This is a genomic window from Streptosporangium sp. NPDC050855, assembly GCF_044456585.1.
Taxonomy (GTDB): domain Bacteria; phylum Actinomycetota; class Actinomycetes; order Streptosporangiales; family Streptosporangiaceae; genus Streptosporangium; species Streptosporangium longisporum.
The window spans coordinates 81,736-108,708 of sequence record NZ_JBITFY010000020.1; the positions used below are offsets into that span (position 1 = coordinate 81,736).

26 protein-coding genes are annotated in these 26,973 nt (G+C 73.4%); 9 read left to right on the forward strand and 17 right to left on the reverse strand.

All coding sequences use genetic code 11. The features are described from left to right. Nucleotides 1-112: 112 nt before the first annotated feature. The 3 genes from ACIBCT_RS32240 to ACIBCT_RS32250 are packed head-to-tail and all read right to left on the reverse strand — an operon-like array spanning nucleotide 113 to nucleotide 2,997. Nucleotides 113-910: an NAD-dependent epimerase/dehydratase family protein gene (locus ACIBCT_RS32240; RefSeq protein WP_399195060.1), complete on the reverse strand. Its 798-nt coding sequence runs from the start codon at nucleotides 908-910 to the stop codon at nucleotides 113-115. 57 nt (nucleotides 911-967) lie between these two features. Then, complete coding sequence (locus ACIBCT_RS32245) at nucleotides 968-1,951, reverse strand: glycosyltransferase (RefSeq protein ID WP_399195062.1); 984 nt, start codon at nucleotides 1,949-1,951, stop codon at nucleotides 968-970. 5 nt (nucleotides 1,952-1,956) lie between these two features. Further along, on the reverse strand, nucleotides 1,957-2,997 hold the full coding sequence (locus ACIBCT_RS32250; RefSeq protein ID WP_399195064.1) for an iron-containing redox enzyme family protein: 1,041 nt from the start codon (nucleotides 2,995-2,997) through the stop codon (nucleotides 1,957-1,959). A gap of 162 nt (nucleotides 2,998-3,159) precedes the next feature. On the opposite strand from ACIBCT_RS32250, the gene ACIBCT_RS32255 reads away from it, so the two are divergent. Further along, the gene (locus ACIBCT_RS32255) at nucleotides 3,160-3,579 is read left to right on the forward strand and encodes a pyridoxamine 5'-phosphate oxidase family protein (protein ID WP_399195066.1); all 420 of its coding nucleotides are present in this window, start codon (nucleotides 3,160-3,162) and stop codon (nucleotides 3,577-3,579) included. A 96-nt stretch (nucleotides 3,580-3,675) separates the two neighbouring features. After that, nucleotides 3,676-4,497: an APH(3'') family aminoglycoside O-phosphotransferase gene (locus ACIBCT_RS32260; RefSeq protein ID WP_399195068.1), complete on the forward strand. Its 822-nt coding sequence runs from the start codon at nucleotides 3,676-3,678 to the stop codon at nucleotides 4,495-4,497. A 155-nt stretch (nucleotides 4,498-4,652) separates the two neighbouring features. On the opposite strand, the gene ACIBCT_RS32265 is transcribed toward ACIBCT_RS32260, so the two are convergent. Next, complete coding sequence (locus tag ACIBCT_RS32265; RefSeq protein ID WP_399195070.1) at nucleotides 4,653-5,702, reverse strand: Acg family FMN-binding oxidoreductase; 1,050 nt, start codon at nucleotides 5,700-5,702, stop codon at nucleotides 4,653-4,655. Beyond that, nucleotides 5,702-6,628, reverse strand: a complete 927-nt coding sequence (locus tag ACIBCT_RS32270; RefSeq protein WP_399195072.1) for a universal stress protein — start codon at nucleotides 6,626-6,628, stop codon at nucleotides 5,702-5,704. Before ACIBCT_RS32270 ends, ACIBCT_RS32265 begins: the two co-directional genes overlap by 1 nt. 451 nt (nucleotides 6,629-7,079) lie before the next feature. On the opposite strand from ACIBCT_RS32270, the gene ACIBCT_RS32275 reads away from it, so the two are divergent. Then, the gene (locus ACIBCT_RS32275) at nucleotides 7,080-7,928 is read left to right on the forward strand and encodes a universal stress protein (protein WP_399195074.1); all 849 of its coding nucleotides are present in this window, start codon (nucleotides 7,080-7,082) and stop codon (nucleotides 7,926-7,928) included. Between the two features lie 143 nt (nucleotides 7,929-8,071). Here ACIBCT_RS32275 and ACIBCT_RS32280 read toward each other — a convergent pair whose 3' ends face one another. Next, the gene (locus ACIBCT_RS32280) at nucleotides 8,072-8,491 is read right to left on the reverse strand and encodes a DUF6157 family protein (protein ID WP_399195076.1); all 420 of its coding nucleotides are present in this window, start codon (nucleotides 8,489-8,491) and stop codon (nucleotides 8,072-8,074) included. A 200-nt stretch (nucleotides 8,492-8,691) separates the two neighbouring features. Further along, on the reverse strand, nucleotides 8,692-9,858 hold the full coding sequence (locus ACIBCT_RS32285) for a DUF418 domain-containing protein (protein ID WP_399195078.1): 1,167 nt from the start codon (nucleotides 9,856-9,858) through the stop codon (nucleotides 8,692-8,694). Nucleotides 9,859-10,064: 206 nt separating this feature from the next. Between ACIBCT_RS32285 and ACIBCT_RS32290 the strand changes: the two genes are divergently transcribed. Together ACIBCT_RS32290 and ACIBCT_RS32295 are read left to right on the forward strand one after the other, a co-directional pair. Further along, nucleotides 10,065-11,372 (forward strand): hypothetical protein, encoded by a 1,308-nt coding sequence (locus tag ACIBCT_RS32290; RefSeq protein ID WP_399195080.1) that lies wholly within the window; start codon nucleotides 10,065-10,067, stop codon nucleotides 11,370-11,372. A 209-nt stretch (nucleotides 11,373-11,581) separates the two neighbouring features. After that, nucleotides 11,582-12,280 carry a (2Fe-2S)-binding protein gene (locus ACIBCT_RS32295; RefSeq protein ID WP_399195082.1) on the forward strand — a complete coding sequence of 233 codons (699 nt, stop codon included), beginning with the start codon at nucleotides 11,582-11,584 and terminating at the stop codon, nucleotides 12,278-12,280. A gap of 53 nt (nucleotides 12,281-12,333) precedes the next feature. On the opposite strand, the gene ACIBCT_RS32300 is transcribed toward ACIBCT_RS32295, so the two are convergent. From ACIBCT_RS32300 to bla, 5 genes are all read right to left on the reverse strand, one after another. Further along, complete coding sequence (locus ACIBCT_RS32300; protein WP_399195084.1) at nucleotides 12,334-12,996, reverse strand: response regulator; 663 nt, start codon at nucleotides 12,994-12,996, stop codon at nucleotides 12,334-12,336. 126 nt (nucleotides 12,997-13,122) lie between these two features. Further along, a complete protein-coding gene (locus ACIBCT_RS32305) occupies nucleotides 13,123-14,331 on the reverse strand; it encodes a sensor histidine kinase (protein WP_399195086.1) in 1,209 nt (402 codons plus the stop codon). A gap of 17 nt (nucleotides 14,332-14,348) precedes the next feature. Next, nucleotides 14,349-15,365 (reverse strand): DUF418 domain-containing protein, encoded by a 1,017-nt coding sequence (locus tag ACIBCT_RS32310; RefSeq protein ID WP_399195088.1) that lies wholly within the window; start codon nucleotides 15,363-15,365, stop codon nucleotides 14,349-14,351. Nucleotides 15,366-15,758: 393 nt separating this feature from the next. After that, nucleotides 15,759-16,211 carry a hypothetical protein gene (locus ACIBCT_RS32315; RefSeq protein WP_399195090.1) on the reverse strand — a complete coding sequence of 151 codons (453 nt, stop codon included), beginning with the start codon at nucleotides 16,209-16,211 and terminating at the stop codon, nucleotides 15,759-15,761. Nucleotides 16,212-16,457: 246 nt separating this feature from the next. Then, complete coding sequence (gene bla, locus ACIBCT_RS32320) at nucleotides 16,458-17,420, reverse strand: class A beta-lactamase (RefSeq protein ID WP_399195092.1); 963 nt, start codon at nucleotides 17,418-17,420, stop codon at nucleotides 16,458-16,460. A 186-nt stretch (nucleotides 17,421-17,606) separates the two neighbouring features. Here bla and ACIBCT_RS32325 point away from each other — a divergent pair, with 186 nt between their 5' ends. Beyond that, nucleotides 17,607-18,515 carry a LysR family transcriptional regulator gene (locus ACIBCT_RS32325; protein WP_399195094.1) on the forward strand — a complete coding sequence of 303 codons (909 nt, stop codon included), beginning with the start codon at nucleotides 17,607-17,609 and terminating at the stop codon, nucleotides 18,513-18,515. A gap of 26 nt (nucleotides 18,516-18,541) precedes the next feature. Further along, nucleotides 18,542-19,408, forward strand: coding sequence for a serine hydrolase (locus ACIBCT_RS32330; RefSeq protein ID WP_399195096.1), 867 nt, complete (start codon nucleotides 18,542-18,544; stop codon nucleotides 19,406-19,408). A 52-nt stretch (nucleotides 19,409-19,460) separates the two neighbouring features. Here ACIBCT_RS32330 and ACIBCT_RS32335 read toward each other — a convergent pair whose 3' ends face one another. Both ACIBCT_RS32335 and ACIBCT_RS32340 read right to left on the reverse strand, forming a co-directional pair. Next, nucleotides 19,461-20,474 carry an aldo/keto reductase gene (locus ACIBCT_RS32335; protein WP_399195098.1) on the reverse strand — a complete coding sequence of 338 codons (1,014 nt, stop codon included), beginning with the start codon at nucleotides 20,472-20,474 and terminating at the stop codon, nucleotides 19,461-19,463. A 326-nt stretch (nucleotides 20,475-20,800) separates the two neighbouring features. Further along, entirely contained in the window at nucleotides 20,801-21,532 is a 732-nt protein-coding gene (locus ACIBCT_RS32340; protein ID WP_399195101.1) for a hypothetical protein, read from the reverse strand. A gap of 38 nt (nucleotides 21,533-21,570) precedes the next feature. Between ACIBCT_RS32340 and ACIBCT_RS32345 the strand changes: the two genes are divergently transcribed. Then, nucleotides 21,571-22,197 carry a TetR/AcrR family transcriptional regulator gene (locus tag ACIBCT_RS32345; RefSeq protein ID WP_399195104.1) on the forward strand — a complete coding sequence of 209 codons (627 nt, stop codon included), beginning with the start codon at nucleotides 21,571-21,573 and terminating at the stop codon, nucleotides 22,195-22,197. 54 nt (nucleotides 22,198-22,251) lie between these two features. Here the strand turns inward: ACIBCT_RS32345 and ACIBCT_RS32350 are convergent, their stop codons facing one another. From ACIBCT_RS32350 to ACIBCT_RS32360, 3 genes are all read right to left on the reverse strand, one after another. Beyond that, nucleotides 22,252-23,166 (reverse strand): LLM class flavin-dependent oxidoreductase, encoded by a 915-nt coding sequence (locus ACIBCT_RS32350; RefSeq protein ID WP_399195106.1) that lies wholly within the window; start codon nucleotides 23,164-23,166, stop codon nucleotides 22,252-22,254. A 198-nt stretch (nucleotides 23,167-23,364) separates the two neighbouring features. Then, nucleotides 23,365-24,456: an NAD(P)/FAD-dependent oxidoreductase gene (locus tag ACIBCT_RS32355; protein WP_399195108.1), complete on the reverse strand. Its 1,092-nt coding sequence runs from the start codon at nucleotides 24,454-24,456 to the stop codon at nucleotides 23,365-23,367. A 100-nt stretch (nucleotides 24,457-24,556) separates the two neighbouring features. Continuing rightward, nucleotides 24,557-25,039 carry a MarR family winged helix-turn-helix transcriptional regulator gene (locus ACIBCT_RS32360; protein ID WP_399195110.1) on the reverse strand — a complete coding sequence of 161 codons (483 nt, stop codon included), beginning with the start codon at nucleotides 25,037-25,039 and terminating at the stop codon, nucleotides 24,557-24,559. Nucleotides 25,040-25,410: 371 nt separating this feature from the next. On the opposite strand from ACIBCT_RS32360, the gene ACIBCT_RS32365 reads away from it, so the two are divergent. Then, entirely contained in the window at nucleotides 25,411-26,958 is a 1,548-nt protein-coding gene (locus ACIBCT_RS32365; RefSeq protein ID WP_399195112.1) for a glycosyl hydrolase, read from the forward strand. Nucleotides 26,959-26,973 lie beyond the last annotated feature (15 nt).

Here is a 26,973-nt window from a genome sequence, read left to right on the forward strand (position 1 = left end):
GACGACCCGCTCCCGGAGACAGGGGGACGGCCGTGGCGCGTTCCGGACGGGCGCTCGCCCGAGGACCCGTTCCAGGAGGGGGCCGCGGCCCCGGCGTGCCCGGGACGGGCTCTCACCCGCCTGAGAGGTGCCGGAGGGTGTAGTCGGCGGCGGCGAAGTCACCGCCCTGGGGGTCGTCGTCGCCCAGGTGACCCGCCGCCCCCGCGAACCGGTCCGCGTACGCCTCGGCGTCGTCGATCGGGCGGTATCCGAGCCGGTCGTCCAGCTCCCAGAACCGGCGCGTGTTGGCCGAGACCGCGTACACGGCGGCGAAGGTGACGTCCGGCCCGGTCAGCGCGGCCCAGACGAAGCCCGCGCAGTCTCGGGGGCTCAGCCAGGTGGCCAGGTGCCGGGGATCGGCGGGCTCGGTCTCCAGGCTGCCGATGCGCAGGCAGACCACCTGGAGGCCGAACTTGTCGGCGTACAGGCGGCCGAGCGCCTCCACGGCGACCTTGCTGACCCCGTACAGCCCGTCCGGCCGGGGAGGCATGTCCGCCGAGACCGTCCGGCCGGCCGGGTAGCAGCCGGTCAGCCGGTTGCTGCTGGCCAGCACCACGCGCCCGACGCCGGTGCGCCGCGCGGCCTCCAGCACGTACTGGGTGCCCAGGACGTTGCCCTCCAGGAGGTCGGGGAGCGGAGCCTCGTCCGGGACCCCGGCCAGGTGCACGACCGCGTCGGCGCCCTCGATGATCGACGCCACCTCCCCGGCCGAGGACAGGCCGGACCGGTGGACCTCCTCGTTCGGCCCCCCGGCGGTCAGCGGCACCCGGTCCACCGAGATCAACCGGCGCACCCGGGCGCGCAGCGGCCCCCGCAGCACGGACCCGACCCGCCCGGCGGCACCGGTGAGCACGACCGTTCCCATCGTCATGGGTCGCAGTCTGTCACCGGCCACCGACGCTTTCCCTCACCGGCCGGTCGGGTTCCCTCACCGGCCGGTCAGGACACGATCCGACGGCGGGAGCCTCCTGAGGTGACGGACGGGGTGCGCGGGGGTCCGCAGGCGACGGCCGGCGTAGCGGACACCGCCGTGGACGACCCGTGAGGCCAGGGCCAGCCAGATGCAGGTGGCGCGCTCCAGCACCCAGACCGGCGCGAACAGCACGGTGACCGGGGGGAAGACCCTGCGCCCGCCCGCCTTCCTGCGGCCGGTCTCGGCCATCGCGACCGTCAGGGCGGCACCCGCGAGGATCGGGCGGGGACGGCGCCGCAGCAGGCCGGCGACCAGCAGGGGGGCGATCGCCAGGAAGAGCACCATCCGGGCCGGCTGCGCCAGGTCGTCGTAGGCCTGGCGGACCCGCTGTGACCAGAACCTGGCCGGATCCGGAGGCAGGCGGCGGACGTAGAGGTCCAGCGGGCGCTCCTCGCGCCCGCCGTGGGCGCGGACGGTGCGGATGAGCTCCAGGTTCTCGAACAGCACGTCGCCGTCGTAGCCGCCCATCGCGACGAACGTCGAGCGGCGGATGCCGAACGTGCCGGGATAGTCGGCGCCCAGGGCGCGGTTCAGCAAGGTCCGGGCGGTGTCCCAGCGGGCGTGCCAGGGCAGCGGGTCGAAGTAGTTCTGCGGGCGGACCAGGTCGGTGGTGCGCAGCAGGGCGTCGATCCTGGCGAGCTCGGCCTCGTCGTAGCGGACGTCGTCGTCGGCGATGACGACGTGCTCGGCGCGCGCCAGGCGCATGCCGGTGATCACCCCGTTGACCTTGCCGTTGGCGAACCGCAGGTCGGCGTCGGGGGGCACGTGGCGCACCAGGCCCTTCCAGCGGTCGGCGTGCCGTTCGAACAGGGGAGAGGGGGAGCCGTCGACGACGGTGACGTTCACGAGCCCGCCGAGCCCGCGCAGGTACTCGGTCAGCTCGTCCAGGTCGCCGTCGTCGTCCCAGCGCAGCGGCAGGACGTAGTCCATGGTCGGCATGTCCGTCACCGGCCCGCCGCCATCAGGTCGGCCTGGCGCAGCGAGGTGACGCCGAGCCGCCAGCGGTCCATCAGGTGCTCGGCGAACAGGCGGTCCAGGGTCAGGCCGCAGGCCGCGCCGTACAGGACGTCCTGGGCGAGGCCCGGCTCGGCGTCGGCGAACCCGCCGCACATGTCGTGGGCGGCGATCTGCTCGTGGACGGCGTCGGCCTGGACGTGCTCGTCGTAGAAGCGGCAGGCCACGGCGTCCCCGCCCAGCCGCCGCAGCCCGCGGGCGTAGGTGAGGTTGGGCAGCGACGAGGTCATCTCGAAGGCCGCGAGGTGGCCGAGCAGGGCGCCGCGGTGGCGCCGGTGCAGGCCGAACAGCGACATGGTGTTGCCGATCGCCAGGGTGATGGCCGGGACCCGCTCCAGGTGGGCGCCGTAGGAGTCGTCCAGGTCCAGGGCGCGCATGGTGGCGCGGAACAGCTCCGAGTGCATGCGGTCCAGGCGGCCGCCGCCGTACTCGTCGGTCTGGATCTCCACCAGGGCGGCCTTGGCCGCGCCGTGCAGGCGGGGGATGGCCCAGGTGTGCGGGTCGGCCTCCTTGAGGTGGTAGATCGAGCGGTGGGCGACGAACTCGCGGAACTGCTCCAGATCGGCCTTCCTGGCCAGGAAGGCGGCGAGCCCGGGGCCGCCGTCGGTGGTCGCCACCAGATCGGCGAGCGCGCGGCGCATGGGCGTGCCGCCCGGCGGGGAAGGGCGGGGGACGGTACGGCGCAGGCCCTCCTCGAACAGATGCTCCAGATCCTGTCGCAGCGCGAGCAGGGAGGGGTTCCACTCCCACTCGTCGTCGACCTCCTCGAAACCCCGGTAGTGCAGCTCGTAACAGGCGAAGAGGGCCAGCTGCAGGTCCTCGTCGTACAGCGCAGGTCCCTGAGGGGAGAAGGAGGGAGGATCGAAACGACGGGGCGGGCTCGCCAGCTCCTCGAAGAGGAAGGCGGTGAGGGGACCTCGGGGTGTGGGCAGCTTCATCGTGGACTCCCACTCGTCGAACACCTGTGCCATACGCACCTCCGTGCCCCCACGTCGCGGGGGCTAACCTGCGGGGATGTCCGGCGGTGAGAACGCCTGGTCAGGGTCGTGACGGGACGACCAGGGCAGATCGCCGGGAAGGACGGGACTTTGGTCCCTAACGTCCGCCGGAGGCGAGGAGGCAGCCTGGAGGGTATGAAGCTCGACTCGGCAGGTCTGCAGATCCTCTCCCGGCACGAGTGCGTGGCGCTCCTGGGGTCGGTCCCGATCGGGCGCATCGTGTTCACCGACCGCGCCCTGCCCGCGGTCCAGCCGGTCAACTTCGTGCTGGACGCCGAGCGGGTGGTGATCCGTACCGCCGCCGGTTCCAAGCTGGCCGCGGCGGCACAGGACGCGATCGTGGCGTTCGAGGCCGACGAGTTCGACCCGGGGACGCGTACCGGATGGTCGGTCACCGTGGTCGGGCCCGCACGGGCGGTGCGCGAACCCGAGGAGATCGAGCACCTGGCCGGGCTTCCGCTGCACACCTGGGCGCCGGGCGGCCGGGACCACTACATCGTGGTGGGGACCGAGCACGTCACCGGCCGCCGCCTGTCCTCGGTGGACGTGGGCTAGGTCGTCTCGTCCGGCTCACGCCCTGCCGCACGCCGGGTACGTGGCGGGAGGTCCTGCGATCCCGGACCGGCATGCCGAGCCGACTAAGGTGTCGCCATGAGTGATCGTCCCGGACCTCGGGCCATGTCGCCGGTGCTGCTCGGCGCGGGCGGTGGCGACTGGTCGCCGGTCACCGCGGGCGAGTCGGGAGCCGCCGTCTTCCGCGACGCCGACGCCACCCGGTACGCCAAGTGCGTGCCCGCCGCGGACGCGGCCGGCCTGAGGGCCGAGCGTGACCGGGTCGCATGGCTGAACGATCAGGGGGTGCCCGGCCCCCGGGTGCTCGACTGGCACTCCGGCGACACGGGCGCCTGCCTGGTGACCAGCGCCGTTCCCGGCGTGTCCGCCGACCAGGTGCCCGCCGAGGACCTCCGGGCCGCCTGGGAACGCATCGCGGACGCGGTCCGCCGGCTGCACGAGGTGCCGGTGCCGCGATGCCCGTTCCGCCGGGATCTGGACGCCATGGTCGCCCTGGCGCGCGACGTCGTGGCCCGTGACGCCGTCAAGGCGGAGTTCCTCCCCGTCGAGCAGCGGCACACGCCCCCCGGGGAACTGCTGGACCGCCTCGTCCGGCAGGTACCACGGCGACGGGAGCAGGAGACCGCCGACACGGTCGTCTGCCACGGGGACCTGTGCCTGCCCAACATCATCCTCGATCCGCGGACCCTGGACGTGTCGGGCTTCATCGACCTGGGCCGCCTCGGACGGGCCGACCGTTACGCCGACCTGGCGCTGCTGCTCACCAGCGCGCGGGAGACGTGGGAGGACGAGGAGCGGGGGCGGGCCGCGGACACGGCGTTCGCCGAGAGGTACGGCATCGTCCTCGACCACGACCGCCTGCGCTTCCACCTCCATCTCGACCCGCTCACCTGGGGCTGACCGATCCCGCGGGGATCGTCTCCCGCGGGGATCGTCGGGCGGGCCGGAGGAGAACGCCTGCGACACGGGGTCCGGCCGGAGGACGGCCCCGGTCCTCCGTAGCGGGTGGCGATGCCGCGCCGCCGCCCGAGGCGGCCGACGGTGTCGCGCCGCCCCTACGCCTCACGGCCGGAGGCCGACGGCCATGGGCGGGAAGGGGCCGAGGGTCGGCGTTCGTCGAGGATGTCGCCGACGGGACGCCGCACGGCCGAGGACCGGTCGAACGTGACCCCCAACCTCATGATCATTTGTGGGTGCCGTCCGTCGCAGAGCTCCTCGCTCAGGAAGGCGCGCAGGTGGGGGTTCTCCAGGGCCTGCGTGTGGAAGGCCGCGCTGACGCCGTGGGCACAGGCGTGCAGCAGCAGACGCTGCAGGGCCTGCCCGGCGCCGACCCGGTCGGGACGCCGGTCGTCGGAGGTGGTGAGGATCGCGACCACGCCGGTGGAGGTGGAGAAGAACTGGTCGTCGTCACCGCCCCAGGGATGGCCGTGGGCGTAGTCGCGCTGGGCGAAGTGCGGGCGGGTGACCCGGGGCTCGCGCGGGTAACCCGTGGCCGGCACCCCGTCGGTCCGGCCGCTGCCCGGGGGACGGGCCCAGCGGGCCACCTCCAGGTCGGCCGGGCGGTCCCGGGACAGGGCGTCCTGGGCGGCGCCGGTGATCTGGGCCAGGATGCGGGTCCCGGCCTCGGAGGTGACCGGTCGCAGGTGCGCCCCCTCGGTCCCGGCGCGGGCGGCGAGGGCCCTCAGGAGCCGGTCGGGGACGGGAAGGTCGGTGAAACCGGCCCGGTGGGTACGCCGGCGCTCGATCTCGGCGTACAGCAGCCGGGTGTCGTCGTCGGCCGTCACGGCCTGACCGGCGCGCACGGTGGCCACCAGGGCGGGCCGGTCGGGGTCGGGCAGGACGCGCACCACGGGCTCGTGGCCCAGGGCGCGCAGCGCGAGCCGGACGTTGAGCAGGGCCGCGCCGCAGCCGATCAGCATCTGCCGGCCGGTGGCGTCACCCAGGCGCAGCCTGCGCTCGTCGTCGGCGCGCAGCGCGAGCTCGGAGCCGTCGATGACGAACGACCAGGGCTGGGTGTTGTGCACCGACGGCGCCCACCTGCCCGCCTCCACCGCCGCGCGCAGCACCGAGGTGATCTCCGAGGTGATCTCCGGGGAGGTCTCCATCACGCCCTCCCGGCGGCGCGTACCACGGCGACCGGGCAACGGGCGTGGTGCAGGACACCGTGGCCGACCGAGCCCAGCACGACCGCCCCGAGCCCTCTCAGGCCGCGCGACCCGACGACGACCAGGTCGGCGGTGGCGGAGGCGTCGCAGAGCGCGCCGGCCGGGTGCCCGCAGACCACGACCTGCTCCACCTCGACCTTCGGGTACTTCTCACGCCAGGGAACGAGCGTCTCGGCGGCGACCCGCTCCTCCGCCGCGGAGATGTCCTCGACCAGCGGCGTGTAGACGGCCGCACCCGGGCTCAGCACGGGCATCTGCCAGGCGTGGACCGCCCTCAGCCCGGCGCCGCGCCGGGCGGCCTCCTCGAAGGCGTATGCCAGGGCGGCCTCAGAGTGGTCGGAGCCGTCGAAGCCGACGACGATCCGGCCGTACGTCCGCCCGGGGCCATCGGAGGTGCCGGGGGTCCCGGGGGTCTCGGGTTCCCGGGGCTCGGGGGAGTGCTCTCCGGGACCGACGACCACGACGGGGACGTCCAGGTGGCCGGCCAGGGTGCGGGAGACCGAGCCGAGCAGCAGCCCGGTGAACCCGCCCAGCCCACGGCTGCCCACCACGATCTGCACGGCCTCCGCGGCCTCGTCCCGCAGAACCTCGGCCGCCGGCCCGTCCTGGAGGACGGTCAGGACGTCCAGGCCCGGAACCCGTTCGCGGGCCAGGTCGGCCGCGGCCCGCAGGGTGTCCCTGCCACGCTCGGACACCGCCTCGTGGAAACCGGGCGGGGTGTGCATCGGGATGTCGTACGTCCACGGCTCGCACGCGTGGACGATCCTCAGCGGGAGCCCGCGGCGTGCCGCGTCCTCGGCGGTCCAGACGACCGCCCTGTCCGCCGCGGCCGAGCCGTCCGTTCCCACCATCACGTACGCCGTCATGCGGGCCTCCTCGACGTGTCCGATTCTCGGTTCACCTCTCCATACGACCACGGTCGGGTTGTCTCCACAGCGGCCGAACGACCCTCCCGGCAGGGACTTCAGTCCCATGGTGGTGCGGTGGCTCGACGGCGCGACGGCTCGACGGCGCGGTGGCCGCCGTGACGGGGCCGCGCCGATCGTGTACGGCATCGTGTCCCCGGCGGTCCGGCGGTCCGGCGGTCCGGCGGTCCGGTGTGCCCGGATATGCCGGGGGCGTGCCGATCCTGGGCGGCTTCGTGTCCATGCCGGCCCGGTGTGCCCGCGTGTGGTGGGTCCTCCCGGCGGGAAGGGACGAAAGACCCTGTCCCGAGGCGGTGAGGTCGGGACCTGCGACCCTGGAACCGGGATGCCCGGCCGAGGTCCCATGGTGGAGGAGGATCCGACGGACCCTCCTGAGGAAGGGAGAACGGCCATGTCCGGTCCGATCATCGCCGGGACCGACGGCTCCGCCGGCGCCACCACCGCCGTCGAGTGGGCCGCCGACGACGCCGCCCGCGCGGGCCTGCCGCTGCGCGTCGTCACCGCGGTGTACCCCCGGCCGAGCGACGTCCCCAGGTCCATCGTCCTCGAGGAGGACGTGATCACCGCCGACGCCCGCAGGGTGCTGGCCGAGGCCGAGGCCACGGTGCGCGCCCGGCGGCCCTTCGTCGAGGTGAGCACCGCCCTGATCGAGGGCCCGCCCCCGCTGGTCCTGCGCGACCAGGGCCAGGCCGCCGAGGAGATCGTCATCGGCACCCGGGGGCTCGGCGGCTTCGCCGCGGCCGTCCTCGGCTCGGTCAGCATGCACGTCGCCGGGCACGCGCACTGCCCGGTCGTGGTGGTCCACCCGAGCACCGGGCCGGCGCACGACGAGATCACGGTCGGTGTCGACGACTCCGACGCCTGCGAACCCGCCCTCGCCTACGCCTTCCACCAGGCGGGCCTGCGCGGCGCCAGGCTGCGCGTGGTCCACGCCTGGCAGCTCCCCGTGCACGCCTTCGCCCCGGAGGCCGCCTACGCCATGGACGACATCCGCGCCGCCCAGCACGTGGTCGTGGCCGAACGGCTCGCCGCCTGGCGGCAGAAGTACCCCGGGGTCGATCTCGTCGAGGACGTCCGGTGCGCGCACCCCGTCGACGCGCTCGTCGAGGCCTCCGAGGGCAGTGACCTGCTCGTCGTCGGCTCCCACGGCCGCGGCGCCCTGAGCTCGCTGCTGCTGGGCTCGGTCAGCCGGGGCGTCCTGCACCACGCCCGCTGCACCGTGGCGGTCGTGCGCTCGTAGGTCGCGCGGTTCCCCGCCGGGACCGGCCACGAGGACACGCCGTGCCCGTCGGTGCCCGCCCGTTCCCGTCATGCCGGAGAGGCAGGGGCGGCCGCCCTGTCCCGTTTCGCGTCGCGCTGGACACCCGGGACGTTCTGGGCGGGCTACGCCCGGCGGGAGCGGAGCGCCTTGAGGATCTTCACCCCGGTCACCTCTCCGGCGACGACGGCCCTGTACTCCTCCGACTCCATCGGGCAGAGCCTCACCCGTCCGGCCCCGTCGAACAGCAGGCCCCAGCCGTACTTCTTCGGCAGCGGCGACGAGCGCAGGCACGCCTGCGGGGTGGCGAAGAACCGCTCGCGCAGCTGTACCCGCTCGGCCGCCGGTGGCGGCGGCTCCTGCCGGTTCAGCCAGCTTCCGAAGAGCACGTCCTCCTGGGTCAGGCCACCCGGATCGGCGTTGATCATCTCGAACTGCACCACCGCGACCGTCCTCTTCCCGGCCCTGGGCACCGGCACCACGGAACCGTCTACCGGGCAGTCGTCCGCGACCGCGATGAGGGTGTCGTAATAGTTCAGATCCATGCAGGCATGATGCCCCGCCCCCCTCTCATCCGGGTAACCGCGGTTCTCCGCACGTCGCGGGACGAGGGCGGCCGCGCCGGAACGGTCCGGCCGCACCGTGACGCGGGTTCGGCGACCGGGACGGATCCGGTGATCTCCCGCCCACGTACCGACGTGCCGACGTGTCGGGGGTAGGGGAACGGCGCGCGGGGACGAGGCGGTCAGCGGGCTCGCGCCGGAGCCGGGGCGGACGTGGTGAAGCGTCTCAGCACCCATTCGACCGGGCCCTGCCGGTGGTGGCGCAGCCAGCGGTCGCTCAGCACCAGCAGGATCACGTAGATCGCCGCGGCCACGCCCATCACGGCGACCGGCGTCAGCCTGCCGGCCAGCCCCAGGCCGTACCCGGTGAAGACCAGGCAGGCCAGCACCGACTGGCCGATGTAGTTGGAGGCCGCGGCCCGGCCGGCCGGAGCCAGGGCCCTGCCGATCGCCGGGACGCGGCCGATCAGGGCGAGCAGGGTGACCACGTACGCGGCCGACAGCAGGGGCGAGGTCACCGTGTTGACCGCCAGGCCGAACAGCTCCGTGGCGCCGTGGGACTGGGACGTCCAGGTGACGGCGACCGCGACGGGCATGCCGACGCCGTACCCCAGCCACAGGATCCGCGGGACCAGGTGGGCCCAGCGCTCCCGCTCCTCGAAGAGCCGGCACTCACCGGCCACCATGCCGAACAGGAACATCGCCATCGCCGTCGAGCCCTGGCCGAGCCACACGATCGGCGCGAGGACCGGATAGGTCTCCAGCTGGAACCGCAGGAAGGTCAGCGGCCCACCGGTGACCATGGCCTCCACCCGCGCGGAGGCCGCGCCGCCGGGGGCCGGGGGAGGCATGCCGACAAGGTCGGACATGACGAGCCCGGCCAGTACGAGCCAGATCGCCGCCGTCACGCCGATGATCCAGCAACCGGCCCTGATCGCGGTCCTGGGCCGGATGCCGCGCATTGCCAGCAGCAGCACGCCGAGCACGGCGTACAGGGTGAGGATGTCGCCGGCCCAGAGCAGGAGCCCGTGCAGCACGCCCAGGACGAACAGGCTCAGGCAGCGGCGGAGCATGCGCGTCCTGACGTCGCCCTCACCCCAAGCCCGCCGCTGCAACGTGAAGGAGTAGCCGAACAGGAACGCGAAGATGACGTAGAACTTCGTCAGCGTCAGGGTGCGGACGACCAGATCGACGGGACCCTCGCTGAGCGGCATGGTGCCCAGGTCGGCGGCGTATCCGGGGTCGGCGAAGAAACCGATGTTGGCGGCCAGGATGCCGCCCAGTGCGAAGCCGCGCACGGCGTCGATCTCGTGAACGCGCCGGGGCGCGGGTGCCGTGGACTGGTTCATGCCCTGATGCTACGAAGCCGGAGAGTGACAGGGCCGGTACTTCGGGTGAGCGAATCTGGCCGGAGTCGGCCGCCGGTGCGCGGGACCCGCCGCGTCATGCCCAGGCCCGGTCGGGCCGGGGTCCTGCCCGACCGAGGCGGGTCCCGGTCCGGGCGTCCGCCCGTCCCGCGACGGAGGTACGGGCCGATGGCCCTACAGTTGCTGTCGTGGATCGAGTCGAGGTCGCGGTACGCAGGCCGCAGGGTCCGGATGAGCGACTCCGCGTGGGAGCGGTGCTCTCACGCACCGGGACCCTCGCCAGGGTCCGGTGGAACGACGACGGTGTGGTGGAGGAGAACGTACGGCTCGGCGGTGAGAACCTGCTGGCCGTCGTCGGCACCCGGCGACACCAGTTCCTGATGGACCTGCCCTCCCTGATCGAGCGCTTCACGGCCGATCCGGTCACCGTGGTCCTGGACCTTCTGCGCGAGAGCCCGCGAGGGCTCAAGGCGCCGGCGATCAAGGAGCTCCTCGTCGAGCTGGGCCTGGACCCGGCGATCGTGGACCGGACCTGGCGGAGCGTGCAGGCGCGGCTGTCCAGGCACGACGACGTGTACATCAAGGCGAACACCTACCGGTGGAAGCGGCCCGTCCGGTCCAGGGACGGGCTCGGTGACTCGACGGCCGGTGATCCTCCGGCGCCCGCGACTCCCGAGAGCGAGACGAAGCCCGGGGCGGGGGTCGGCCCGGAGCCCGGGACCGAAGGCGGGGCGGCCGGTTCCCCGGCTTCCAGAGCGGCCCCCGAGACCTCCCGGACGGTCACGGCTCCCGCGGTTCCGGAAACGGTTCCCGGCACGCCCGAAGCGGCTCCCGGCGCTCCCACGTCCGGAGACCCTGTCCCTGCTCCCGGTGAGCCCGAAGGGGATCGCGCGCTTTCCGAGGCGACCCCGGCGCCCTCCACGGCCGCGGATGAGAAGCCCGGCTCGGAGGCCGACGGGGAGATCGTCCAGAAGCCCGTCCAGAAGCCCGTCCAGAAGCCCGGCCGGAAGTCCGACCAGAAGGCCGATCGCAGAGCCGCTCGGAAGGCCGACTCCAAGGGAGATGAGACGGCCGCTCCGGTCGAGACGGCGGAAGAGCGCGCACGTGCGCTCGACGAGCGGTGCGAGCGGCTGGAACAGGACCTGCGGACCGTCGCCGACAGGGCGATCGGCCTCCGTGCCGTCCAGGAGCGGCAGCTTCGGCTGGACGGAGCCCGGGTGCTCGCCGACCTCGCGGCGGAGATCGAGGAGATGGTGACCGGCGGGGCCACCCCGGAGGTCGTGGTGGGACGGGTCCGGGACCTCGTGGTGGCACAGGCGCTGCGTCCCGTCGGGAAGGCGGGCGAGGAGACGGCCTTCGACCCGGCCGAGCACGAACCGCTGACCGGCGCGCCCGAGCCGGGAACGCCCGTGCGCGTCGTCCGTCCCGGATACCGCTGGACCGCCTCCGAGGGGATCCTGCTGCACAGGGCACTGGTCGAACGATCAGGGGCCTGATCAGGGTTCTGACCGCGCCGACGATGCCCGCCGGTCCGCACGAGGGCACCGGACGCGCCGTCGAACGAGACGAGGGCACCGGAGAGGCCATCGAACAAGACGAAGGCGGCGAAGGGGTCATGGAACGGGACGGGGTCACCGGGCGGGACGAGGACACCGGACGCGCCGGCGGACCGTCTCCCCGCGGGGTCCCGCTCGCGAGGACCGGCATGACCTCGTTGCGTCCCGCTCCGCCGGAAGCGGTCGCCGCGGCCCTGTCCGAGGTCGCCGAGCTGGGGCCGTTCTTCTCCATCGGGGCCGGGGAGCACGGCGGGATGTGGCGGTCCGTCGAGGAGGCCTACGCCGACGGTTTCGCGCAGCTGGTCTCGGCCTTCGCGACCCGCCACGGCCTGTGGGAACGGCGCGTGGCCGTCTCGGTGGTCCAGCTGGGCCACGCGGCGAGGTTGTGGTCGCCGGTGCTGGGCTGTGCCGTGACGCACGGCATCGTTCCCGACCTCGGCGGCCTGCGGCAACGGGTGGACGGTTCCGCCCTGTGGCTGCCGGAGGCCCGGGGCTGGTGGGCGCCCCGCGGTCAGGCGCTCGTGCGGGTGATGTACCGGCTGGTGATGGAGGAACACCTGGCGGTCCTGGCCAGGGGGCTGCGGGTCAAGGTGGCGGCCGGGCTCCTGCACGGGAACGCGGCGTCCGCTCTCGCCGGGGCGGCCCATGCCGTCGTACGGGCCCGTCCCGGTCTGCGCCGGCCGGTGACCTCCCTCGCCGTCGCGCTGCTCGGCGTCGGCGACCTGCGTGGCACCGGCGCGTTCACCGGACCGGATCTGGCGTTCCGCCGGCGGAGCTGCTGTCTGTACTACCGCCTTCCGGACGGCGGGGTCTGCGGGGACTGCTGCCTGATCGGGAAACACCCCTGAGGTCACCCGCCTGAGCGGGAGGCGCCCGTGAGGTCACCCGTGGGGACGGCGGATCACACGCCTGGTTCGACGACCCCGTGTTCGTAGGCGTAGATGATCGCCTGGACGCGGTCCCGGCAGCCGAGCTTGGCCAGGAGGTTGGCCACGTGGGTCTTGACCGTGGAGATGCTCACCGTCAGGGCCTGGGCGATCTCCACGTTGGACAGGCCCCGGGCGATGAGCACGAGGGTGTCGCGCTCCCGGCCCGTCAGGGCGGGCTGCGGCTCCGAGGAGCGCGGACGCTTCGAGGTACGGGCGAACTCGGCGATGAGGCGCCGGGTGACGCCGGGCGCCACCAGACCCTGCCCCGAGGCGACCACCCGGACCGCCTCCACCAGCTGGTCGGGCTCGACGTCCTTCAGGATGAAACCGTGCGCGCCGCCGCGCAGGGCGGCGAAGACGTACTCGTCGAGGTCGAACGTCGTCACGACGAGGACGGAGATCGGGTTCTTCACGCCCGGCCCGGCCAGCTGCTCGGTCGCGGCGATGCCGTCGAGGACGGGCATGCGCACGTCCATCAGGACCAGGTCGGGCCGGACGTGCCTGGCGAGTCGGACCGCCTCCTGGCCGTCGCACGCCTCTCCGACGATCCGGAGGTCGGGTTCCGACTCCAGGATGGTGCGGAAACCGGCCCGGACCACGGCCTGGTCGTCGGCGATGAGGATGGTGACGGTCATGGGTGACCGCCTGGGGGGACGGTCATGGGCGGCCCTTGGGAAAGACGGTCATGGACGACCGCGTGGGAAGACGGTCGTGGGCGATCCTCGTGACAGAGGACCATGGGCGGCTCACGGGAAGGACGGTCATGGGTGCTCCGCGGGGAAGGAGGCGCTGACGAGCCAGCCGCCGTCGGGTTGCGGGCCGACGGTGAGCTCCCCGCCCGCGTGACTGACGCGCTCGCGCATACCGAGCAGCCCGTAACCGCAGTCGGTGGCCGGGGGCGTGGGCCTGCGGGCGGGCCTGGTGTTGCGCACCGTCACCGCGAAGCCCGTGTCGTCGAACGTCGTCGTCACGCTGACCGCGGAGCCGGGGGCGTGGCGGCGGGCGTTGGTCAGCGCCTCGCGCACGAGGCGGGAGACGGCGAGGTCGGTGGTGACGGGCAACGGGCGTGGCCGGCCCGAGGCGCGGACCTCGACGTCCATGCCGGTGGCCCGAGAGCGCCGGACGGTCTCCTCCAGGCGGGCCAGTGCGGGCGCCCGGCCGTCGACCGAGTCGGGGTCGGTCTCTCGCATGAGGCCGACCAGGGCTCGCAGCGCGGCGAGGGTGTCGCGGCCCTGGGATCTGATCGCGCGCAGCGTCGCCCTGACCGCCGCGGGGTCGCGGTCGAGGAGGCGGTCCGCGGCGCCCGCCTGGACGACGATCGCGGACAGGTCATGGGCGGCGATGTCGTGCAGTTCCCTGGCGATCCTGGCCCGCTCCTCGGCCACGGCCGCCCTGGCCCGTTCCTCGCGCTCGTGGGCGATGCGCGCGGACGCCCTGGCGGCAGCGGCCCGGGTGGCCTGGACGTAGAAGCCCGCGGTGGCGGGGAGCAGGTACGCCGCCGCGGCCGCGGCCACCATGCCGGGGATGTCACCCGGAAGCACGCCCCAGAACGTGAGCAGGCCGCCGTGGTCTCCTCCCGCGGCCGTGCCGAGCAGGGCACCGAGGGTGTGGACGGCCGCGCAGACGGCGATCACGATGGGCGCCCTGGCCAGGGGGAGGCGGCTGGCCACGGTGTAGGAGCAGACCACGATGCCGATGCCGATGAAGGCGGGACGGGTGGGCAGCAGGACGCCCACCAGCGGGATCACGGTGGCCGTGGCGAGCGCGAGGACCGGGCGGCGACGTCGCACGGCGATGGTGGCCAGGTCGGCGGTGGCCAGGAGGAAGCCGATGCCCACGGCCCAGGCGGGCAACCCGGCCAGCCGGTCACCGTGGACGGCGGGCAGCAACCGGGCCGAGCTGAGAGCGATGAGGACGGCGGCGGCCAGCGTGTCGCGCCCCTGGGGCGTGCGGACACCAAGCCGCGCCATTCCCCTGCTCCACGCGCTCATGCCGTTCCGCGAGCCTCTCCGGCGTTCGCGGCACCACCGATCGGCAGCAACCGCCAGTACGTCACGCACCGCCAGGCCCACTCCAGCGGGCCATAGCCGAACCTTCGCAACCACAGATTACTCACCACGGCCTGGGCGAGCAGTATGCCGACACCGAGAAGCAGCGCGGCCGTCCACCGCTTGGAGCCGGGCAGGCCGATGGCCGTGCCGATGGGAACGAACAGCAGGGCGGCGCCGAAGTAGTTGGTCAGAGCCATCCTGCCCATCGGAGCGAGCACCCAGGACAGCGCCGGGCCCACCGGCGTACGGAGCAGGAGAAGGAAACCGGCGACATAGCAGCACGCGGTCGCCAGTGACAGGGTCATCCCGAGCCGGATCTGCGCCGGGTCGGGCGGTGGCAGGGTGATGAGCCAGAACGTCAGCACGCACACGGCCAGCGCCACCACGCCCAGGACGGCCAGGCGGCCGGGATGGTCGTCGAGGGCCTCGGGCACCCCCATCTCGGCCAGTGCGAAGCCGAGCGCGAACAGACCCGGCAGCAGGCCCAGGCCGCCCACTCCGGCGAGGACCCCCGCAAGGATCAGGACCAGCGCCACAGCGAGCAGCGCACGCCGGGGGAGATAGCTGAGAGGCAGCAGGACGAGCAGGCCGGTGACGGCGAACGGCAGCAGCACCTCACCGGGCTGCAGCAGGTGCAGGACGGCGCCCAGCACGGCCAGGGCGAGGAACCGTCTCAGCAGGAGCAGTCTGGGCCTGTCCGAACGCTTGGCGGCGGAGCGCAGGAAGATGCCGAACCCCACCCCGAACAGCAGATAGAAGATGGGATAGAAGCGGCCCAGGAAGAACACGCGCAGCGGCTCGGGCAACTGGCCGGCATAGGCGAACATCCCCATGGTCTGGGGGATGTTGATGAAGATGATCCCGCACAGCGCGAAGCCGCGTAGCGCGTCGAGCGCGGAGATCCGCTTCGTCGGCGAGACGGAGGTCTGGGGGAGTGTCGGGGAGCCGGGCATGTGGCCATGGTCGCCGTGGGAGCGGGACCGGCGCTTCGGGACGGCGGCCATTTCTCTCTCGTTCCCGAGAGGGAGGAGGCCTCGGTCGCAGGGCCCACATCACGCCTGCGCGCGACCGGCACAACCGACCGGCACAACCGACCGACGTGGGCGACCGGCACGGACGGACGGACGGCACAACGTATCCGGGCGTTCGTCCCGGAGAGCCGGGGGCGGCCTCCCACCTCGTCCCACCTGCCCGCCGACGCGATCGCGGGCCTGTGGACGGTCCCGGGCCTGTGGACGGTCCGGAGGTCTCCGGACGGTCCCGGCGGCCGGGCGATCCGTCGCGAGGGTGACGCCGCCGACCCGCCACCCGTGACACCCGGCCGTGACACCCGTCCGGCCGGACCCTCAGGCGTGCGTCCGCCGCAGGACCCTGCCGGCCGCCCAGGCGACCAGCCCGCAGACCGCCCCGACCACCACGCCGGTGACCACGCTGCCGACGGCCGAGAACCCCCTTATGATCACCGCTTCCGTGTCCGGCGCGAGCTCGCTCAGGGTGCCGCCGAGCGAGGGCGGGTCGTCGCCCCAGGCGACGTCCCAGAGCAACTGGTGTCCCAGTGCGAGGAACACCCCGTAGAGGGCGCCGACGGCCAGGAGCGTCATGAACGGGGACGGTACCCGCCTGACCAGGACGACGGCGATCCACACGATCGGCGGGACGAAGACGAAGAGGGCGTTGACGAACGTCCCCTCCTGGATCACGTCGAGGTCGTGCAGCACCACGCGGGGAGCGGCCAGCAGGGCCAGCCCGATCAGGGCGGTCATCGGTAACCCCGGGGCGGGGGATCGGTGTCCGGTCATGCGGATCACGGTAGGAACACCGGGCAGGCGGGCACATCCGTCCACGGTCTCGACCGGGTACGTCGCCGGGCGACACGTCACCCGGCGACCTGCCCGTCCCGGGTGACGTCCCGTCCCGGCGAACCGCCCGTCCCGCGTCATAGGCCTGTCCGTATACGCCTGTCCGCGCGACGCACCTGTCCGCGTGACGTGGGCACGCCGCGTGACGTGGGCACGCCACGCGGCGTGCCCACGTCACCCATGGGGTCAGAGCCTGCCGAGGCCGCGGGCCAGGACGGTCGCGGTCCGCGCGATCACCGTGTTGTCGGCGACGCCGTCCGCGGCCCTGCGGTTGGTGTAGACCGCCATGATGACGGGCGCGGCCGATCCGCGGGGCCAGATGACCGCGATGTCGTTCCCGGCCCCGTACGACGAGCTCGTGCCGGTCTTGTCGCCGATCTTCCACGTCTTCGGCAGGCCCGCGCGGATGCGGGCGTCACCGGTCGTGTTGGCGATCAGCCAGCCGTTCAGCCGCTCCCGGTCCTTGGCGGTGAGGGCCTTCCCGGCCGTGAGCGCGCGCAGGTCACGTCCCATGGACGCGGGCGTCGTGGTGTCACGCCTCTCCTTGGGGCTCCAGTCGTTGAGCTCGGTCTCCCACCGGTCCAGCCGGGAGATCGGGTCCTTCAGCGTGCGGAAGTACCGGGTCAGGCCGGCGGGGCCGCCGATCTGCTTGAGCAGCATGTTGCCCGCGGTGTTGTCGCTGTGGGTGATGGCGGCGTCGCACAGCGCCGCCACGGTCATCCCGTCGTCCACGTGCTCGGAGGTGATCGGGGAGTGCTCCTTCACCTCGGCGGCCGTCCAGCGCACGACCCTGTCCATCAGGCCCGGGTCGGAGGTGCGGGCCTTGTGCAGCACGGCCGCGGCGGCGACCGCCTTGAAGGTGGACAGCATCGGGAAACGCTCGCCCGACCGGTAGGAGATCGTCCTCCCGGTCGCGGTGTCGACGGCGTACGCGCCGATGCGGCCCTTGAAGGACGCCTCCAGCGCGCGCAGTTCCCTCCTGACCCCGGCCTCGCCCGGCGCCTCCTGGACCACCGCCGTCGCCACCGCCGGTACGGGCGCGGCCGAGGCCGTACCACCGCCGAGCACGCCGCCCACCAGGAGGGGGAGGGTCAGGGCGCTCGCGTGCAGCGCCGTCAGGCGGCGGGAGCGGGAGGTGAGGTGTCGCATATCGGTTCCCCTGCTGTCGTCATCGGATGGGAGAGGGTGCGGCGCCCGGCGCGGATGGGCGGGCGTCGCCGTACCGGTGCCGCCCAGGCAGCGGGCGTGGCACCGACCGGAAGTCTCGCGCCGCCCTTCGATGCCGTCAAAGACGGAAACAGGGCCTTCCATGCTCTTTTGACATAGACTCCGCCGGTGGATGTCCTCGGAGCGTGGAGAGCGTTCGTCAACGTGAGCGAGCGGGGGAGCTTCACCGAGGGCGCGGCGGCCACCCGCATGCCGCAGTCCGTCGCCAGCCGACGGATCGCCGGCCTGGAGAGACACCTCGGGGAGCGGTTGTTCGACCGGTCGTCGCGCGGGGCGCGGCTGACCCCGTTCGGACGCGACATGCTGCCGTCGGCGAGGCGTCTCGTCCGCCTGGCGGACGACATGGAGTACGAGGCCGAACGCGCCAGGCTCAACCCCCTGCGCTTCGCCGTTCCGGACATCTGCGCGGTGCGCGACCTCGCACGGCTCGACGCCGAGGCGCGCCGGAACGGCATCCGCCTCGACTTCCAGACCGCGGCCCCGGCCGACCGGGCGGAACTCGTCCGCTCCCGCCTGGTCCGCGCCGCCCTCACGGCCGCGCCGCAGGGCGACGCCGTCTGGTCGGTACGGCTCGGCCTGGCCGGTGCCACCGACCTCCTGCCCGGGACGGTCTACGTCGAGACCCTCCGGACCGGCCGCGCCGACCGGTCGTCGCGCAGGAGCCGGATCTGGATCCAGCCCGAGGACGACGTCCCCCACATCCGCGACCCCCTGTTCCGCGTCCGAGACGCCGTCGGTCTCCAGCCCGCGCAGGTCGGCGTCGCGGCCACGCTCACCGCCGCGGTGGCGGAGGTCCTCGGCTCGGCGGACCTGCTGCTGTGCTCGGCCAAGCAGGCCGGGGAGCTGGGGCTGCACTGGCGCCCGGCCGGGGAGATCCGGCCGGTCCGCGGCTTCGAGGTGTCCGCGGCGGCCGGGGACGACGCCGAGCGCGTCCGGACCCGTCTCCGGGACGCGATCGCCCGCTGCCTCGGCGCGGACGACCGGGAGGAAGGGGCGCCGTCATCGCCGAGAGACTGACCCGCGAGCTCCGCGAGCTCCACCGGATGCTCGACGACGCGGGACTGCGCGGGTCGTTCCTGGTCCGGGACCTGCGCACCGGCGACGAGATCGGCATCGAGCCGGACCTGGAGTTCCCGATCGCCTCCCTGGTCAAGGTCCCGCTGGCCATCGCGACGCTGGAGCGCGTCCGCAGGGGTGAGCTGGACGGCTCCGCGGAGATCCTCGTGGAGCCGGGACCGGTCACCACCCCGGGGCCGACCGGGCTGAGCAGGTTCCGGCACCCGGCCAGGATCGCCGTGGACGACCTGCTCTACCTCAGCGTCGCCGTCAGCGACAACACGGCGACGGACGCGCTGTTCGCTCTCACCCCGCCCGCCGGGGTCGCGGCGGAGCTGCACCGGCTGGGGCTGCGCGGCATCACGGTCCGCCACACCATCTGGGAGCTCAGCGAGACCCCGGCCGAACGCCTCGACCCGGCCGACGCGCACCTCGCCCACATCCTGGCCATCGAGGCGGCGACGGCGGGGCGCGGGCACCGGATCCCGCAGCTGGACGTCACGCGCGCGAACTCCGGGTCCGCGCGCGCGTTCGCCGACCTGCTGCGGGCCCTGTGGACCCCGTCCGCGATCGACCCCGGCACGGCCGGACGGGTGCGGGGCCTCATGGCCGACAACCTCATACGGCACCGGCTGGCACCCGACTTCACCTCCGACGCCACGCGATGGTCCTCCAAGACCGGCACGCTCCTCAACCTGCGCCACGAGGTCGGCGTGGTCGAGCACGCCGACGGTCAGGTCTTCGGGGTGGCGGTCCTCACCGAGTCGCGCGTACCGGCCGTTGACCAGCCCGGGGCCGAGGCGCTCATGGCGCAGGTCGCGCGTACCCTCCGCGACCGGCTGCGACAGGGATGAGGCGCGGGACACGGGTGGGACACGGTCGAAAGCGCCCGTGGTGAGGCGCGGATCAGGGCCTGCGGGACCTCCCGGTGACCGCGGCCTTGCCGAACACCCACGGGTTCGCCTCGCACTCGGCGATGAAGTCGCCGGGGAAGCCGAGCTCGAACTCCGTCGCCGCCTCCAGCCGCCGGATCGCCTCCTCGGGCAGGACGACGTCGACCGACCCCAGGTTCTCGGCGAGCTGCCCGGCGTCCCTGGCGCCGACGATCGGGTGGACGATGTCGTACCGGGCGCGGGTCCAGGCGATCGCCACCTGGGCCGCACCGACCCCCAGCCCGTCTGCGACCTCCCGTACGGCGCGCGCGGCCGCGTGGTCGCGGTCGGTGAGGGTCGCCGGGTCGATCCGGGTGGGGACCTCGACGCCGCCGGGCGCGGTGAACTTCCCGGACAGCACGCCGCCCGCGAGCGGCCCCCAGGCGGCCACGCTCATCCCGAACGCCTCCGCCATCGGCAGCAGCTCCCGCTCGGCGTCGCGCCTGAGCAGGTTGTAGGGCACCTGCAGGCCGGCGAACGGTGTCCAGTCCCGCCACTCCGCCAGGGTGTTGGCGCGGCTGACCAGCCAGGCCGGGGCGTCGGAGATGCCCACGTACAGGATCTTCCCGGTGCGGACCGCGTCGTCCAGCGCCCGCATCGTCTCCTCCACCGGGGTGTGCCGGTCCCACAGGTGCACCCAGTACAGGTCGATGTAGTCGGTGCGCAGCCGCCGCAGGCTGCTCTCCAGCGACAGGGCGAGGTTCTTGCGGTGGTTGCCCGCCGCGTTCGGATCGTCCTGGTCGCGGGAGAGCGTGTACTTGGTGCAGACGACGAAACGATCGCGGCGCCCCTCCAGGAGCTCGCCGAGGACGCTCTCGCTCTCCCCGTACGCCGACGCCGTGTCGATGACGTTGCCTCCGGCGTCGGCGTAGACGTCGAGCATGGCACGGTGCTCCCGCGAGGCGTCCACGCGTTCGTAGAAGGACATCGCGCCGAAGAACACCTCGGACACCCGCAACCCGGTCCGGCCCAGCAGTCGATGACGCATGAAGTCCCCTTTTTCGCGTTTCCTGGTGAGTTCCGGTGACGGATCCCGGTGACACAGCCGGGACTCGCGGTGACACGGTGAACCCGGCGACCGTCCACCGTGCTCGCCATGTTCACCGTGCTGGTCATGTTCACCGCGCTCACCGAGCCGGCGCCGGTGAGCGCCCGCGGGCATCAGCGTGCCCGATCGGGGCACGCCGAGACAGGCCGCGCCGAGACGGGCCCCCGCAGGGCCAGGATCGGTTCCCGTGTTCTCCTCCGCAGGGTGGTGACCCGGGACCCACCGGCATCCGGCCCGGGTCACCGCGCCATCACAGGCTCACGCGGTCACGCGGTCACGGGATCCGGGGACGAGGACGACGAGGGCGAGGGCGACGACGGGGACAGGCGGATCAGGGCGACGCCGTACGCGACGATCCAGACGACCCACAACAGCCAGCCGGACAGACCCAGGAGGCCGAGCGGGCCGGCCTGGTCGACGATCAGGGGTGCCAGGGTGGCCGAGGTGAACAGCAGCGCGGCCGACGTCAGCCCCAGGGCGCCGTGCCAGGGACGGATGAGACCGGCGCGCCGCCCGGCGACGGACAGGCCGATGAGGGCGAGTGCCAGGAAGGTGCCGTTGAGGGTGAACAGCGCGTCGTGCAGGGCCCAGAGGGCACCGGTCGCGGTGTCGCCGGGCGCGCCGGTCGAGGCGAGCGCGAGGCGGGTCGCGATGACCGCGGCGAAGGTGGCGTTCTGCAGGGCCAGGCCGGTGAACCCGAGCAGCGACCACGCCTCGCCCCGGTCGCGTTCGGAGCGCCGCAGGGCCGAGACCGCGCCCGCGCCGAACAACGTGGCCAGCAGCCAGGCCGCGGGCGTGAGCGCGGACGAGACGGCGACGACATCGCTCCCGGTGCCGAAGAACGCGCTGACCTCACCGACGTCGGCGCCGGTGAGCGGCAGGCCCGCGGGCACGATGATGGTGTTGGCAAGGACGATCACGGAGGCGAAGCCGAGGGCGGCGATGCCGGTGATCCGGGAGAAGCCCATGGTGGCCCCTCCAAATGATTGACGTGACATATATTCATTATAAGGACCGTAAAGCGATTGGGGGAGCGGTGAGTGCAGAGCAGGACCGGCGCCGCTACGAGTCGTTGCGCCGGGCGACGCAGGCGCGGGAGACCCGGGCGGAGATCGCCCGCGCCGCCCACCGGCTGTTCGTCGCGCAGGGGTGGGCGGCGACGACCGTACGGGAGGTCGCCCAGGAGGCGGGGGTCTCCGTGCCGACGGTCTACGCCGCGTACGGCAACAAGGCGGGGCTGACCAGGGCCCTGGCCGACGCGGCCGACCTGTCGGCCGACGTGCCACGGATGCTGGAGGAGCTGGAGACCTTCGCGAAGGACCCCGGGCGCCAGCTCGCGGCGATGGCCGCCTACGACCGGCGGCTGTTCGAGCGCGCGGGCGACGTGATCGCGCTGGTGCGCGAGGCGGCCCGTACCGAGCCCGAGCTGGCGGCGGCCTACCACGACGGCCGCAGACGGGGCGACGAGACCCGCGTGCTGGTGTTCTCGTCCTGGCCGCAGGGCGTGCTGCGCCGCGGCCTGGACGTGCGCTCCGCCGTCGACGTCTACGCGGCCCTGTGCAACATCGACGTCTACGTCACGCTCACCGTCGAACGCGGCTGGCCACCCGACCGGGTCGAGCGGTGGTGGAGCGAGGCGCTGGCCCGCGAACTGCTGAACTGACACGCCCGCCACCCTGCCCGCCCTCGGGCGGCGGTGTGGTCGTGCCGGGCGCGGTCAGCCCTTCTCCGCCGCGACCGCCTCGCGTACGGCCGGGGCGATCTCCGCGCCCCAGCGGCCGAGCAGGACGGCGTCCGGCGAGCCGTGGTCGGCGGAGAAGAGGACGAAACCCGACGCGCCGTGCTCCAGGACGGCCCCGGTCAGCTCCTCGACCCACTGGTCGACGGAGCCGCCGATCCAGCGGCCGTCGCGGTCGCGGGTGGCGGGCAACGGCCGGTCGGTCACGCGTCCGGGGAAGTTGAAGACCGTGCGGATCTCCCGGGGATCGCGGCCCACGGCCGTCGCCGCCTCGTCGATGACCGGCCGCGACGTCCGGTACCGCTCGCTGAGCCAGTCCGCCGCGTGGCCGGGGATCCAGCCGTCGGCCACCCGGCCGGTGGCGGCCAGGGACCTCGGGCCGACCGACCCGGTCCACACGGGAGGCGCGGCCACCGGGGCCGGTTCGATCCGGTCCACCCGGTAGTGGCGGCCCCGGTGGGTGACCGGTGGGCCACCCCCCGACAGCAGCCTGACCAGCGTGATCGCCTCCTCGAAGGCGTCCACGGCATCGCCCGGGGACAGCCTCGGCACCCCCATGTCGGAGATCCGGTCCCACAGCCCGCCCGCGCCCATGCCGAGCACGACGCGGCCGCCCGACAGCGCCGACAGCGATGTCACCGTCCGCGCGAGCATGGCGGCGGGCCGGGTCGGCAGGTTGGTGACGTTGGCGAAGGCCGAGATGCGCCGGGTGTGCCCCAGGACGAACCCGATGGAGGCGTAGGCGTCCAGGCGCGTGCCGAGGTAGGGATGGTCCGACAGCGACAGGACGTCGAGCCCGTCGCGGTCGGCCTGCCGGGCCGTGCGCAGCAGCTCCGGCACGTCGTCGATCCCGGTGTGCGCGCCGAAACCGAAGACGACGTCTGGTAGGGACACGGTCCTGCCTTTCGTTCGAGGGGGGTTTGTGTCGATCACGGTCCCTCCACGGGGACCTTCGTGACGGTGCCCCGCCGGGGGCGTGCGGGGGGCCTTCGAGCGGTGACTCCATGCGCCGGCTTCGAGCGGCGACCTCGAGCGGTGACTTCGGGAGGAGCCTTCGAGCGCCCGCTTCGAGCGGTGACCTCGGGGGTGCCCTCAGGCGGTGCCGAACTGCTCGGTGAAGCGGCCGGTGAACAGGTCGGCGCCCTTGTACCGGACGACCGTCTCGACCGGCACGACGGCCGGGCCGTCGGGGGTGGGCAGCTGCCCGACCCCGTCACGCGATCCGAGCGGGAGCAGGATCATGGGGTGGGACAGGGGCCGGTAGGTGGCCGTGGGCCGCTCGCCGCGCAGCCGGGCGGTGATGTTCCGCGCCACCACCTCGGCGTGCTGCATCGCGTACCCGGCCATCTTGGCCTCGGCGACGTCGGTGATGTCACCGATCGCGTGGACGTGGTCGTACCCGCGCACGGTCAGGCTCTCGGTGACGGGGACCTGTCCCCGGGCGGTGCGGGGCGTGAGCCGGTCGTCGGCGAGGTAGCCGCTGTTGACGCGCATGCCGTGGGCGCGGAACCAGATGTCGGCGGTGATCTCCTGTCCGCCGTTGGTGGCGACGGTGAAGGTCCCGGCCCGGCCGGGCTCGACCGGCGGCGGTGCGACCAGGCCGGTGCCCAGGTGCACGTCGATGTCCAGGTCGCCGAGACGGCGGTGCAGGTCCTGGCGCAGCTCCGGCCGGAAGCCGGGCAGGAGCCCCTCGGCCGGGTCGACGACGGTCACCCGCTTGTGCGGCCAGACCTCCCTGATCTCCCCGGCCAGTTCCAGGCCGACCGGTCCGGCGCCGAGGATCAGCACCCGCTCGGCCTTGGCCAGCTCCCCGTGGGTCCGGCGGAGGTCGGCCAGGATCTCGTCGGCGGAGTCGGCCTCGGGCTTGGCCGGATAGGCGTAGCCGGAACCGGTCGCCAGGACCAGGTGGTCGGCCGCGACCCGCCGGCCCGACGCGAGGGTGACGCCGCCGGGATCGACCGAGGCCGCGCGTTCGCGGATCAGCGTGCCCCGCGTCAGCCACCGGTCGTAGGGGAAGAACAGGTTGCCCGCCCAGTCCGGCCGGGTCAGCGCCCGCAGCGATCCGGCCGAGTTGACGAACGCGTCCCGGGGGTCGATGAGGACGACGTCGGCCTCGGGGTCCAGCGCCTTGGCGAGCGCCGACCCCCCGTACCCTCCGCCGATGATCGCGACCGTACGACTCATTGTGCCCACTCCTGAAGGAAAGAGGTTTAGTTCGCACTACGAACAATATTAGTTCGTAGTGCGAACTGCAACCTCTTCTGCGGGGTGCGGTGTCGCGCGCTCAGTTCTCGGGGGTGCTCCGGGCCCCCTCGTCCGGCTCCAGGAAGATCATCGGGACCTTGTTGTCCAGCACGACGCGGCCGAGCAGGGCGGCGAGCGTGTCGCGCTCGGCGTCCTGGAGTCCCTCCGACAGCGTCTCGATCCTCCGGCAGGTCTCGGTGTAGAACTCCCGCGCGAGCCTGCCGCCCCTCGGGGTGAGCGCGACCCGCACCGCACGCGTGTCTCGCGGGTCCGTCTCGCGCCGGACCAGGCCGTTGCGCTCGGTGCGGTCCACCAGGCCGGTGAGGCTGGACTTGGCCAGCCTCAGCATCGTGCCGAGCTCGCCCATGCCGTACGGCTGCGCCATCAGCACGCACAGCAGCTGCCCCTGCTGGGGGGTGAGGCCGTACTCCCGGCCCGACTCGGCGTACACGGCGTTCACCAGGAACGTGGACCGTACCAGCGCGGACACGATCCCGAACCGCCCGTCATCATGCTTGTCCACCGGGTCAGGGTAACAGTCCGGGAACCGGATGATTCGCGAGGCGAACCATCCCGCGCCGCGTGGACGAGGCACTCCCGTGCCGCCGTGGCGCGACGGGGACGGCGGCGTGCGCGTCCGGGTCCCGCGCCCGGCGTCGGGAACGCGCGGCCCTGCGGGATCTCATGTCCCCGATCTCATGTCCCCGAGGTCCCGCGTCCCCGCGTCCCCGGATCCCGTTTCCAGGTTTCCGTTGTCCCCGTGCCGCGCACCCGTCTCCTGTACGGGGGCGCACCCACCCGGCCACCGGATCAGGCCGGGGGGAGCGTGCCCGAGGCAGTCAGATACGCAGAGATGTCCGACCACCGACTCCCGTACGAAGGACCTTCATCCGTATGAGCATGACCGTTCAGCGCAGTACCGCCGCGGGCCGCGGAACCGGCCGGCGGATGCGCCGCACCGCGCTCGCCGGTGTCCTCGCCGCCGTCCTGGGCGCCTCCGTGACCGGGGGCGCCCTGCCGGCCGGCGCGGCCGAGACCCCCGTGTCGCAGGGCCGCGCCGCCCTGGCCTCCTCGTCCGAGCGGGGCGACCTGTCCCCGGCCGCGGCGGTCGACGGCAGGAACGACACCCGCTGGTCCAGCAGGTTCGACGACCCCCAGTGGCTGCAGGTGGACCTGGGCAGGCCCACCGCGATCAAGAAGATCGTGCTGAACTGGGAGCACGCCTACGCCACCGCGTTCCGGATCCAGACCTCCGACGGCGGCGGGCGGTGGAGGACGGTCCACCGCACGACCGCGGGCAAGGGCGGCGTGCAGACCCTCGACGTCTCGGCCACCGGCCGTTACGTGCGGCTCCACGCCACCGAGCGGTCCAGCCGGTACGGCGTCTCGCTCTGGGAGTTCCAGGTCTTCGGCAAGGGGACGGCCGCTCCCGCGCCGAGCGTCACCCCGACCACCTCGACCGTCCCCAAGCCGAGCTCCACCCCGAGCAGGACGCCGACCTCCGGCCCGAGCGTCACCCCGACCACCTCGACGGCCCCCAAGCCGAGCACGACCCCCACCAGGACGCCGACCTCCGGCCCGAGCGTCACCCCGACCACCTCGACGGCCCCCAAGCCGAGCACGACCCCGGGCACGACCCCGACCAGGACGCCGACCTCCGGCCCGAGCACCCCGGCCACCCCGGTCCCGGAGGTCCCCGTGGAGACCTCCGCCAAGAAGGGGGTGGGCGTGTGGCAGGCGCCCGGTGTCAGCGCGGCCCTGGCCGCCTCCGGTGCGAGCTGGTACTACACGTGGGCCCCGCACCACAACGGTGTCACCACCCCCAGGTCGGCGGAGTTCGTCCCGATGATCTGGGGGGCCGCGAGCGTCACCGACGAGAACCTGGCCCAGGCGAAGGCCGCGGGCCCGTACCTGCTCGGCTTCAACGAGCCGGACCTGGCCGAGCAGTCCAACATGAGCGTGGAGAAGGCGCTGTCGCTGTGGCCGAGGCTGACCGCGACCGGCCAGAAGATCGGCAGCCCCGCCGTCGCCTACGGCGGTGACACCCCGGGCGGCTGGCTGGACCGGTTCATGACCGGGGCGTCCCAGAAGGGGTACCGCGTCGACTTCATCACCCTGCACTGGTACGGCGGCGACTTCCGCACCGAGGCCGCGGTCGGGCAGCTCAGGTCCTACATCCAGGCCGTGTACGAGCGCTACCGCAAGCCGATCTGGCTCACCGAGTTCGCCCTGATCGACTTCTCCAACGGCGTCCGCTTCCCCACCGACGCCCAGCAGGCCGCGTTCGTCACCGCCTCCACCAAGATGCTGGCCTCGCTGCCGTACGTGCAGCGCTACGCCTGGTTCGGCCTGCCCTCCTCCGACACCGAGCCCAACAGCGGCCTGTTCCGGAGCAACGGCGCAGCCACCGCGGCGGGCCGCGCCTTCCAGGCGGCCGGCTGACGTCCGGCGGCGCCC